This is a genomic window from Methyloceanibacter marginalis (assembly GCF_001723295.1).
Taxonomy (GTDB): Bacteria; Pseudomonadota; Alphaproteobacteria; order Rhizobiales; family Methyloligellaceae; genus Methyloceanibacter; species Methyloceanibacter marginalis.
The window spans coordinates 1-10,286 of record NZ_LPWD01000269.1; the positions used below are offsets into that span (position 1 = coordinate 1).

Consider the following 10,286-nt stretch of genomic DNA (forward strand, 5'->3'; position numbering starts at 1 on the left):
CTTACGGCCGTTTCGCCCGCGCCTCGCGGCTCTCAAACGCCGGTGACGCCTATGTCGCGGCGACGCTGCAGGTGCTGGCCGAGGACCCTTCGCTGTTCGACGTGAGTCTCGATCCGCGCGTCGCGCTCTACCGTACCTTCCTGAGCCTGTGGAATTCCGTTGGCCTGAACCTGAAGGCCGAAACATTCGAAGGTGGGGGAACGCCGGCCGACCGCCAGCTCGAGCAAATCACGCCGCTGGCGCGCCAAGCCTTTCTGCTTTGCTCCGTGGAGGGCTTCAGCGGGGAGGAGGCCGCCACGATCCTGAACACGAGCGAGAGCAACGTCGAGGCGCTGATCGACGACGCGGGCCGCGAGATCTCTGCGCAAGTCGCCACCGACGTTCTCATCATTGAAGACGAGCCGATGATCGCCATGGATCTTGAGAGTATCGTCGAAGGTCTCGGTCATCGCGTGGCAGGCGTCGCCCGCACGCACTCCGAAGCGGTGAGTGCCGTCTCGGCGGAAAAGCCAGGCCTCGTGCTCGCCGATATCCAGCTTGCCGACGGAAGCTCGGGTTTGGACGCGGTCAATGAGATGCTGGGCACGTTCGAGGTGCCGGTGATCTTCATCACGGCCTATCCGGACCGGTTGCTCACGGGCGAGCGGCCCGAGCCTGCGTTCCTCATCACCAACCGTATCAACCCGATACCGTGAAGGCGATCGTTTCGCAGGCGCTGTTCTTCGAGCGGAGCGCCAAGCGCAAAAGCTAGGCGCTCCGACTGGGTCTCGGCCGTTAGATCTTTCCGAGCAAGAGCAGGATCAGCAGAATCACGAGCACGAGGCCGAGAATGCCGGAGGGGCCGTAGCCCCAACCGCGGCTATGCGGCCAGGCCGGGACCGCGCCGATGAGGACGAGGATCAAGATGATGATCAGGATGGTTGTCAGCATGGTTCACCGATTGGCCTTCTGGCCGGCTAGACCTTCTCGAGAACGAGGAGGATGATTAAGAGCGCTATGATCGCGCCCACGAAACCTGACGGAAGAGGCCCCCAAGTTCGGCTGTAGGGCCAAGTCGGCAATACAGCGAGAAGCACCGCGATCAGGATGATGAGAAGAATTGTCGTGCCCAAGAACGTCGTGCCCCATGAATTTCCGAAGGTACGGATCAGGGTAGAGCGCGCGAAACATAAACCGGCCGCCGTGGGCCGACGGGGCTAAAGAGCCACCACCGGCGCCGCGACGGACCGACTCAAATATTACATGTTTTGAAGCCAAGTATCGACTTGGCGTTCCGCCTCGTCCTTAGCGACGCCGTAGCGCTCTTGGATCTTGCCGACGAGTTCGGTGCGGCGGCCTTCGACGACATCCAGGTCGTCGTTGGTGAGCTTGCCCCATTGCTGTTGGGCCTTGCCGCTGAACTGCTTCCAATTGCCTTCGATCCGATCCCAGTTCATGGAAATCTACTCCTGTTTGGTTGGGCCCGGGGGTGGCCTGCGTTGCGTAGAGGTGTTAAAACGCCCGCGATCGCCTCCGCGTTCCCTCGGTGAACCAACGAAGCCACAGAACTGTTACACTGCTATTCGAAGGAAGGGGTCACTTGGTTAGCACGCATCCCATTCTCGTCGTGGAGGACGAGTTCCTCATCGCCCTCGACATCGTCGCGGCGCTGGAGAACGCGGGCCACGCGGTCATTGGTCCCGCAAGCACCGTCGGCGATGCGCTCGCCGCCATCGAACGCGAGCCGCTGCGCGGCGCGCTCCTCGACGCGCATTTGGGCGGAGAGTCGGCGGGACAGATCGCCGACCTGCTTGCGCGCGCGGACTCCCCTTCGCTTTTGTCAGCGGCTACGGCCCGGAGAGCCTGCCTCCCGCCCATCGCGCCGCTCCGTTGGTCAGGAAACCCTTTACCGACAAGGACCTTCTCGAGGCGGTTGCCGGATTTTGACACCAAAGCGCTGCAACAAATTCACGAAACCGGACGTTTGCCTCGTGCGTGGCGAGGTGGGCGAAGGTCGCAAGCGCCACGCCGAATTGTCGATGCGAAGGACGAGGTGAGCTGAGGCATGCTGTTGTACTGGGCGCTTATTTTCGCGGTGGTGGCCCTGGTGGCCGGCGTATTCGGTTTCGGGGGCGTGGCGTCGGCCGCAGGCGGCATTGCCCGCATCCTGTTCTTCATCTTCCTCGTGGTATTCCTCGTCACCCTCATCGCGGCGGTTGTCTAGTGCGCACCAGTTCTTACCTAGGGGCGCGGAGGCGTAGCGGGATGACGGGCCGCGATGGAAAGCTCGCTCGCCATGCTTGAGACCGACGGACAGGGTTTGGCTTGGCCGGGAAGCCTGCCGCTGCTCCATGCCGTTGCCGACGGTGTCATTGCCGCCACCTTCCTGCTCGTACCCGCGGTGCTGCTTTATTTGTACAGGCGCCGTGGCGAGAGCAGTGAGCGCGAAGCCGCGCTGGTGAAGCTGTTTCTGCTCTTCGTGTTTGCCGTGGGTCTTGTCCATTTCGCCGCTCTGCTGGCGCCATGGCTCAAGGCGCCCGCGCTGGAAGGCTTGCTGAAGGGCGCCGCGGCCTTGCTGGCGCTCGCCACCGCCATCGGCCTGTTATGGCTCGCGCCGCATCTCCTCGGTCTGCCTCCCGCGACCGGCTTCAGGCGGAAATCTCCGCGCACCTGACGACCTTGGAGGAACTCAAGTCCACACGGCAGCAGCTCGAAGCGCGCGTGGAGGAGCGCACCCAAGAGCTCGCCGAGGCCAAGCAGCGCTTCGAGATCGCCTTGCGCGGTTCGCCCATCTCGGTGTTCAGCCAGGACGCGGATCTGCGTTTTACCTGGGCGCACAACCTGCCGGCGGGGCTGAAGTCCGAGGATCTCATCGGCAAAACGGACGCCGACATCTTTCCTCCCGAGGCGGCGGTCAAGATCATTGCTGCCAAGCAGGAGGCCATGAAGACCGGCAAGTCGCAGGAGCTCGAGATCGATTTCGAGCTCTATCGTCGCGAACGCTCCTTCTATTTCGTGATCGAGCCGCTCAGCGACGACGCGGGCAAGATCGTCGGCGCGGCCTCGGTTGCCGTCGACGTCACCGAGCGCAAAGCCAACGAGTATCAACTCCGCCTCTTGCTGCGAGAGCTGACGCACCGCTCGAAGAACCTGTTGGCCGTGATCCACGCCATCGCCCGCCAGACCGCCGCGCGCACCACGTCGGTCGAAGGGTTTCTCGATCGCTTCAGCGCCCGGCTCTACGCCATCGGCATGTCGCACGACCTGCTCGTCGCCGACGATTGGCATGGCGCCTCGCTGCGCATGCTGGTGGAGCAGCAATTGGAATCGCATGCCGATGCGTTCGGGCGGGGCATCGCCATCGAAGGCGAGGACGTCATGCTGAAGCCCGAGGCCGTCCACAATCTCGGCCTCGCCTTGCACGAGCTCACGGCCAACGCCGAGAAATACGGTTCGCTGTCCAAGCCCGGCGGTGAGATCCACATCAAATGGGATTACTGCGAGGACGCCAAGAAGCTGAAGCTGACCTGGGACGAGAGTGGCGGGCCCAAAGTTAGCGAGCCGTCACGGTCCGGCTTCGGCCGCGCCATGTTGGAGACTGTCGTCGGCAAGGCGCTCGCCGGCGACGTCACGCTGTCCTTCCCCGTCAAGGGCGTTCACTGCGAGATCGTGATCCCGGCCGCGCACGTGACGTCACGGGGCTAGCGCCGGCGTCTCTTCCTCCTGCATCGGCGACAGACCCTGGTGTCCGGCCGGCAGCGTTCTTGGCACGATCACCGTGAGGCCCTGACGGCGCAACGAGAACTCCGCCGGCGTCTGCGTCTGGATCTCACCGTCGGCATTGACGCGCGCGGCTTCGATGTGGTGAGGGTGACGCGCGTGGCGCAGCTTCGATGCAGCAGGGCCGGGGCGCTGAAGCCGAACTTCAGATGGGTGATACAGGCCATGAGTTGCCACGCGGTCCCCGGCGCCACGAGATAGAGATCGAGCTTGCCGTCGTCGATGGTGGCGTGGTCGGCGACCGTGAGGCCGCCGCCGTGGAAACGGCCGTTGCCGACGCTCACCTGATAGACCGCCCCCGTCCAAGACGTCTTCCCATCCACGGTGATCGTGACCACGAAGGGCTTCGAGTCCCGGGCCGCGTGAAGCAGGCTGATCGGGTAGGAGAGCATGCGCCAGCGGTGCTTCAGTTCAGTCGTCTGGGCATGGACCGCGGTTGCCGCCACCCCGATGCTCGCCACGTTCAAAAAGGGCTGGCCGTTGACCAGACCGACGTCGATCTGGTGCGGGCGGCCCTCCAGCGCGATCTCGGCCGCTTTCATGACGTCGGCTGGAACGCCCAACGTATTGGCGAAGTCGTTGGCGGTGCCGAGCGGCAGCACGGCGAGCGGCTTGCCCAGGGTAAGCAGGTGGGGGAGGGCCTGGGAGATGGTGCCGTCGCCGCCGCCGATGACGATGCGGTCGGCCTCCGCGCCATGCTCGGCGATGGCCTGGTTCAGAGCGTCTCGGGAGTCGGTCACGATCGTCTCGAGGCGGCGCGCGCGGCAAACCAATCGGGCAGGGCGGAAAGCGCATCCTCGGCCCGGGAGCCTTGGGGTTCACAACGACAAGCACGCGCAATTGAGACATCGCCTTCCTTTCGGGCCTGAAAGCGCCCGAAAAGCGGCGCCCACCTAATAAAGCCGTCGTGAACGTTCGTGCGCGCAAGTTGAATTGAACCTGCGGCGGAAGTCTTAGATTCGATACGAGATTTCGCCCCTGAGGGGCAATTTGCAAGGAGCCATCATGGTCACGCGACGAACCATCCTCCTAGGTACCGCCGGCGTCGCCGCCGTCGCGGCTGCCGGCGTCGGCCTCCTGAAATGGCGCGGCAGCGAGGCGACCGCGGCCACCGAGGGCCATTTCGAGGTCACGAAGACTCCGGAGGAGTGGCGGGAAATTCTCACGCCGCAGCAATATGCGGTTCTCCGCGAGGAGGACACGGAGCGGCCGTGGACGAGCCCGCTCAACAAGGAGAAGCGCAAGGGCACCTTCGCCTGCGCCGCCTGCGACCTGCCGCTGTTCTCCTCGAAGACCAAGTTCGAATCCGGTACCGGCTGGCCGAGCTTCTATGCGCCGATCGAGGGCGCCGTCGGGACCAAAGAGGACTGGAGCTTTGGGCTCCGCGAGGAGGTGCATTGCCGCCGCTGCGGCGGGCATCTCGGCCACGTCTTCAACGACGGCCCGAAGCCTACGGGCCTGCGCTACTGCATCAACGGCGTTTCGCTCAAGTTTATCCCCGCCTAGCCTCCCCCCTCGCGTGGCCCCCAATCGGGGCCGCGCGCCTCTTTTTTCAAGTATCCGAAATTAATTTGGAACCATCCCGAAGGTGCCGCGTTGTGGACCCTTGGCGGGGATTGTTCTGCGTATCCCGCCTGCCGTACGGGTACGGGGGTGAAGGGGTCGGAGACGGCCCCTTTCGCTCATGTGGCGAGATCATCCACGCCTAGTATTTGGACGCCCTGCACAGCGATAAGGCAGAACGCCGCCGCCGGCGCGATGCCGGTCGATTTTGCCGGAGATTTCAGTCCGCGGCGACTGGCATGACCCCTGCAAAGTTGTCCGCATAACGCCTCTAGGGTTCCGGCTTATCAGCGTCAGGTCCGAGAGAGGCTCTCCCGTCTCATGTGAGAGGCGGAGCCACGGCGGGATAAAAGCCCGGGAGACCTATACCGCGCGGTGCTTCGGCACGCGAACGGACAGGCCTCCGCTTTCGCTCTCCTGAGGTCTTTCCGTTTCGCATCGAAGCCCCCGCGCGGCCGAAAACGTGGTCATGCGAGCACAGGGGGTGCCAATGCGCAGTTTCACAAAATTCGTTCTCACCGGAGTCATGGCCGTCGCGGTCCTGGCGGGGGTCGCGCTTTCGCCTGCGAAGGCAGAGGAGAAAAAGGACTTCAAGGTCGCCTGGTCGATCTATGTCGGCTGGATGCCCTGGGGCTATGCCGACGAGGCGGGCATCGTGAAGAAGTGGGCCGACAAATACGGCATCAATATCGAGGTCAAACAGTTCAACGATTACGTCGAGTCGATCAATCAGTTTACCGCCGGCGCCTTCGACGCGGTGACGATCACCAACATGGATGCGCTGTCGATTCCCTCGGCGGGCGGCGTCGACACCACGGCCGTGATCGTCGGCGACTTCTCGAACGGCAACGACGCCGTGATCCTGAAAGACAAGGACCAGCTCGAAGCGATCAAGGGCCAGGACGTCAATCTCGTCGAGTTTTCGGTGTCGCATTATCTTCTGGCGCGCGCCCTCGAGAGCATCGGCGCCGAGGAGAAGGACCTGAAGGTCGTCAACACCTCCGATGCCGACATGGCCGCCGCCTACAAGACCGACGACGTCACGGCGGTGGTGACCTGGAAGCCGATCGTGTCCACGATCCTCGAATCCCCGGATGCGAACCTCGTGTTCGACAGTTCGCAGATTCCCGGCGAGATCATCGATCTCATGGTCGCCAACACGGAGGTCCTCAAGGACAATCCGAAGTTCGGCAAGGCCCTCGCCGGGATCTGGACACGAAGGCCTTGGGAGTCCGAGGCCGAGGCCAAGGAGTCGATGGCCAAGGCGTCGGGCACCGATGTCGCCGGCTTTGACGGGATGCTCGAGACGACGGAGCTGTTCACCGAGCCGAAGGACGCGGTCGCCTTCGTCACCAGCGACGACCTCAAGACCACGACGGAGCGCGTCTCCAAGTTCCTGTTCGAGAAATCCCTGCTCGGCAAGGACGCCAAGACCGCGGGTGCGATCGGCGTCGAGTTCCCCGACAAGACCGTGTTCGGCGACAAAGACAACGTGAAGTTCCGCTACGACGAGACCTTCATGAAAGAGGCCGCGGACGGGAAGCTCTAGGGGGCCGGCGGGAACGGGTCGGCGGAACAGGGCACCATGCGCGCTATCAATTTGCGCCTGAGCCGTACGGCGCGCATCGCGCTCGCGCTGCTTCCGTTCGTGGCGCTGCTTGTCGCCTATACGATTGGATCGAATCTCCGCCTTGCGGAAAATCCAAACGACAAGCTGCTCCCGAGCTTCGAGACCATGGGCGAGGCGATCAAGGCCTACGCCTTCGAGCCCGACCCCCGGACCGGCCAATATCTTTTATGGTCCGACACGGCGGCGAGCTTGAAGCGGCTCTTGAGCGGTCTCGGCATCGCGGCCTTGATCGCGCTCGTCTTTGGCGTCCTCATCGGGCTGTTGCCGGTGATGGGCGCCACCCTCGGCCCCTTCGTCGCCGTGATGTCGATGGTACCGCCGCTGGCTCTCTTGCCGATCCTGTTCATCGTCATGGGGCTCGGGGAAGCGTCGAAGATCGCGCTAATCGTCATCGGCACGTCGCTGAAGCTCATCCGCGACGTGGCCTTGCGTGTCGGCGACATTCCAAGAGAGCAGCTCATCAAGGCGCAAACGCTCGGCGCCTCCACGGCGCAGATCGCCTCGCGCGTGGTGTTCCCGCAAACCATGCCGCGGCTTCTCGATGCCCTTCGCCTCGAGATCGGCCCGGCTTGGCTGTTCCTGATCGCGGCGGAAGCCATCGCCGCCGATAGCGGTCTCGGCTATCGCATCTTCCTGGTGCGCCGCTATCTCTCCATGGACGTGATCATCCCCTACGTGGTGTGGATCACGCTTCTCGCCTTCCTCATGGATCTCGCCCTGCGTCTGCTGCAGCGCAAAGCCTATCCGTGGTTCGCCGAAGCGAGGAAGGCATGAGCGAGATCGTCTTCGAGCATGTCTGGAAGGAGTACGGCGACCACGTGGTGCTCGAGCAGATCGACCTCGAGATCGAGCCGCGCGCCTTTCTTGTGCTCGTCGGTCCGTCCGGCTGCGGCAAGACCACGTTTCTTCGCCTGCTGCTCGGCGAGGAGCGGCCGACGCGGGGCGCGATCCTGCTTGAGAACAAGCCGCTCAAGCCCGAGCCGGACTTCGACCGGGGCGTGGTGTTCCAGCGCTATTCCGTGTTTCCCCATTTGACGGCGGTCGAGAACGTCATGGTCGGCCGTGAGTTCGAGAGGGCGGGTCTCTTCGGTCACCTGCTGGGCGCGAAACGCCGCGCCGCGCGCGAGGAGGCGGAAGCGCTTCTCGCCGAGGTGGGGCTCGCCGGCAACGAGACCAAATATCCATCGGCCATGTCCGGCGGCATGCAGCAGCGGCTCGCGCTCGCCCAGGCGCTCATGCGCAAGCCGCGCGTCCTGCTGCTCGACGAGCCGTTCGGCGCGCTCGACCCCGGCATTCGCGCCGACATCCATGTCTTGATGAAGCGCATCTGGAACGAGACGGACCTGACCGTGGTGATGGTCACCCACGATCTGCGTGAAGCCTTCGCGCTCGGCACGCGGATCATCGCCTTCGAGCGGCCGCGCGATCTACCCGAAGAGCGCGAGCGCTTCGGGGCCACGCTTGTCGGGGATACCAAGCCCGCGGCCGGTCAAGCGCCCCCGCGTCAGGGGCGACGATCACCAAGGACATCTCGCTCTGGCCAGCGAAGATCGCCGGCAGCGATCCGGCGCCAAAGGCGGCGACGAAACCGTCCTGACCGGCCGCAAGTGCCGCGGGGGGACGGCCTCTCGCGGATCTCCAGAATGCCGGGACGGCCCGGCGCATCGAAAGCCCGCGCAACGACGCGGGCCGTTTGGAGGTCGAAAAATGGAACACATTGCGTCGGAGATGCTCCCGGGAGCCAAGCACCGGTCGCTGGTGCTTGGGCGGAACAAGCGCCTCAAGCTGACCGATCTCGAAGGCGGCGCCAATGTCGGCATGGTCTTCTTCAACCCGCTGAATGTGCTCGAGCGCTACAACGCGCCGGACACGCTGAAATGCCAGCACACCTTCAAGCTCACCCAAGGGCACTGCCTCTACTCGGACATGGGGCGCATTTTTTGCTCGATCGTCGCGGACAGCTTCGGGTGGCACGACACGGTTTGCGGCAATACCACCAAGGCGTCCGTCGCCGCGAAATGGGGTGAGCACAGCTACCAGGACTACCGCAACGATTGGTACCAGAACGGCCGCGACAGCCTGCTCATCGAAGGCGCCAAATACGGCCTCGGCCCGCGCGATCTTCCCGCCAACGTGAACTGGTTCAGCAAGACCGTCGCCGACGATGACGGGTCGTTGTCTTTGGACCAAACGGCGGCAAGGCCGGGGGCCTCCGTCGAGCTGCGCTTCGAGATGGATACCATGGTGCTGTTCCACACCTGCCCGCATCCCCTCGACACCGCGCCTGCGTTTCCGCGAAAGCCCATGCAATTCGACATCTTCGACGGCCCGCCGGCCGCGGCAGACGATCCCAATCGCCTTTCGGCGCCAGAGACGGCCGCGGCTTCGAGAACAACCGCCTCACCCGGATGGCCTGCTGCACGGAGGTCTGCTGATCATGCGCAAGGACAGCACGCTCGATGCAAGCGCCGCGCACTACCGCAAAATCGTGCCCGCCGGCGACTACTGGATGCATGTCGTCCGCCAAGGCGAGACGCTGCGCATTCTCGATCTCGAAGGCAACCAGGCCGCCGACACGCTGTTCTACAACGCGGACGATCCGGCGGAGCACTACTCCGCCTGCGACACCATCCGCGAGCAGAGCAACATCTATCTCACATGCGGCTCCGTGCTCATGTCGAATTTGTGCCGGCCGCTGCTCACCATCTCCGCCGATACGGTCGGCCGCCACGACACGCTTGGCGGTGCGTGCTCCGCCGAGAGCAATACCGTGCGCTACGCCCTCGACAAGAGGACGATGCATTCCTGCCGTGACAACTATCTGCTGGCCGTCGCGGAGAACGAGCAGTTCGGCCTGTCCAAGCGGGACATCGCCCACAACATCAACTTCTTCATGAACGTGCCGGTCACCCCCGACGGCGGGCTCCGCTTCGAGGACGGCCTGTCGGGGCCGGGCAAATATGTCGAGATGATCGCGAACATGAATGTCATCGCGCTGATCTCGAACTGCCCGCAGCTCAACAACCCCTGCAACGCGTACAACCCGACGCCCATCGAAGTTCTGATCTGGGGCGCGTGACGGGCTCATGTTCAAGAAAGTCCTCATCGCCAATCGTGGGGCCGTCGCCTGCCGCATCATGCGCACGCTCGATCGCATGGGCATCGGAAGCGTGGCGGTCTACTCCGACGCGGATCGCCACTCGATGCATGTGGGCATGGGGGGCCAGGCGGTTGCCATCGGGCCGCCGCCGGCCGCCGAGAGCTACCTGAACGCCGAAGCCATCCTCGATGCCGCGCGCGCCACCGGCGCCGAAGCGATCCATCCCGGCTACGG

General features: G+C 64.1%; 13 protein-coding genes, 3 pseudogenes and 1 riboswitch. Of the genes and pseudogenes, 12 read left to right on the top strand and 4 right to left on the bottom strand.

Annotation, left to right across the window (positions count from 1 at the left end; genetic code table 11):
* Positions 1 to 751: pseudogene (locus tag AUC71_RS10385) on the top strand (response regulator); the annotation flags it as partial.
* Positions 752 to 774: 23 nt separating this feature from the next.
* Here AUC71_RS10385 and AUC71_RS10390 read toward each other — a convergent pair.
* The 3 genes from AUC71_RS10390 to AUC71_RS10400 form a co-directional block, all read right to left on the bottom strand.
* Complete coding sequence (locus AUC71_RS10390) at positions 775 to 930, bottom strand: DUF3309 family protein (RefSeq protein WP_069624207.1); 156 nt, start codon at positions 928 to 930, stop codon at positions 775 to 777.
* A 26-nt stretch (positions 931 to 956) separates the two neighbouring features.
* Entirely contained in the window at positions 957 to 1,112 is a 156-nt protein-coding gene (locus AUC71_RS10395; protein ID WP_069624208.1) for a DUF3309 family protein, read from the bottom strand.
* A gap of 126 nt (positions 1,113 to 1,238) precedes the next feature.
* Entirely contained in the window at positions 1,239 to 1,436 is a 198-nt protein-coding gene (locus AUC71_RS10400; protein ID WP_069624209.1) for a CsbD family protein, read from the bottom strand.
* Between the two features lie 143 nt (positions 1,437 to 1,579).
* Between AUC71_RS10400 and AUC71_RS18730 the strand changes: the two genes are divergently transcribed.
* The 4 genes from AUC71_RS18730 (at position 1,580) to AUC71_RS10420 (ending at position 3,684) form a co-directional block, all read left to right on the top strand.
* Positions 1,580 to 2,041: a response regulator gene (locus AUC71_RS18730; protein ID WP_141701605.1), complete on the top strand. Its 462-nt coding sequence runs from the start codon at positions 1,580 to 1,582 to the stop codon at positions 2,039 to 2,041.
* Positions 2,042 to 2,047: 6 nt separating this feature from the next.
* A complete protein-coding gene (locus tag AUC71_RS10410; RefSeq protein ID WP_069624218.1) occupies positions 2,048 to 2,203 on the top strand; it encodes a DUF1328 domain-containing protein in 156 nt (51 codons plus the stop codon).
* Positions 2,204 to 2,275: 72 nt separating this feature from the next.
* The gene (locus AUC71_RS19515) at positions 2,276 to 2,653 is read left to right on the top strand and encodes a hypothetical protein (RefSeq protein WP_158007792.1); all 378 of its coding nucleotides are present in this window, start codon (positions 2,276 to 2,278) and stop codon (positions 2,651 to 2,653) included.
* A 5-nt stretch (positions 2,654 to 2,658) separates the two neighbouring features.
* The gene (locus AUC71_RS10420) at positions 2,659 to 3,684 is read left to right on the top strand and encodes a sensor histidine kinase (protein ID WP_069624212.1); all 1,026 of its coding nucleotides are present in this window, start codon (positions 2,659 to 2,661) and stop codon (positions 3,682 to 3,684) included.
* Positions 3,685 to 3,752: 68 nt separating this feature from the next.
* On the opposite strand, the gene AUC71_RS10425 is transcribed toward AUC71_RS10420, so the two are convergent.
* Positions 3,753 to 4,532 carry a YegS/Rv2252/BmrU family lipid kinase gene (locus AUC71_RS10425; RefSeq protein WP_069624213.1) on the bottom strand — a complete coding sequence of 260 codons (780 nt, stop codon included), beginning with the start codon at positions 4,530 to 4,532 and terminating at the stop codon, positions 3,753 to 3,755.
* Positions 4,533 to 4,764: 232 nt separating this feature from the next.
* Here AUC71_RS10425 and msrB point away from each other — a divergent pair, with 232 nt between their 5' ends.
* From msrB to AUC71_RS10455, 7 genes and pseudogenes are all read left to right on the top strand, one after another.
* On the top strand, positions 4,765 to 5,265 hold the full coding sequence (gene msrB / locus AUC71_RS10430; RefSeq protein ID WP_069624214.1) for a peptide-methionine (R)-S-oxide reductase MsrB: 501 nt from the start codon (positions 4,765 to 4,767) through the stop codon (positions 5,263 to 5,265).
* 317 nt (positions 5,266 to 5,582) lie between these two features.
* Positions 5,583 to 5,685, top strand: a riboswitch (guanidine-I (ykkC/yxkD leader).
* A gap of 127 nt (positions 5,686 to 5,812) precedes the next feature.
* A complete protein-coding gene (locus AUC71_RS10435) occupies positions 5,813 to 6,871 on the top strand; it encodes a putative urea ABC transporter substrate-binding protein (protein WP_069624215.1) in 1,059 nt (352 codons plus the stop codon).
* A 36-nt stretch (positions 6,872 to 6,907) separates the two neighbouring features.
* Positions 6,908 to 7,726, top strand: a complete 819-nt coding sequence (locus AUC71_RS10440; RefSeq protein WP_069624216.1) for an ABC transporter permease — start codon at positions 6,908 to 6,910, stop codon at positions 7,724 to 7,726.
* Positions 7,723 to 8,549, top strand: a pseudogene (locus AUC71_RS10445) (ATP-binding cassette domain-containing protein). The gene AUC71_RS10440 and the pseudogene AUC71_RS10445 overlap by 4 nt, the downstream one beginning before the upstream one ends.
* Positions 8,550 to 8,680: 131 nt before the next feature.
* A pseudogene (locus AUC71_RS17825) lies at positions 8,681 to 9,286 on the top strand (urea amidolyase associated protein UAAP1); the annotation flags it as partial.
* 103 nt (positions 9,287 to 9,389) lie between these two features.
* Entirely contained in the window at positions 9,390 to 10,031 is a 642-nt protein-coding gene (locus AUC71_RS10450; protein ID WP_069624217.1) for an urea amidolyase associated protein UAAP2, read from the top strand.
* Positions 10,032 to 10,038: 7 nt separating this feature from the next.
* Positions 10,039 to 10,286 (top strand): biotin carboxylase N-terminal domain-containing protein (locus tag AUC71_RS10455; RefSeq protein WP_141701606.1); only part of this gene is annotated, 248 nt, incomplete at its 3' end.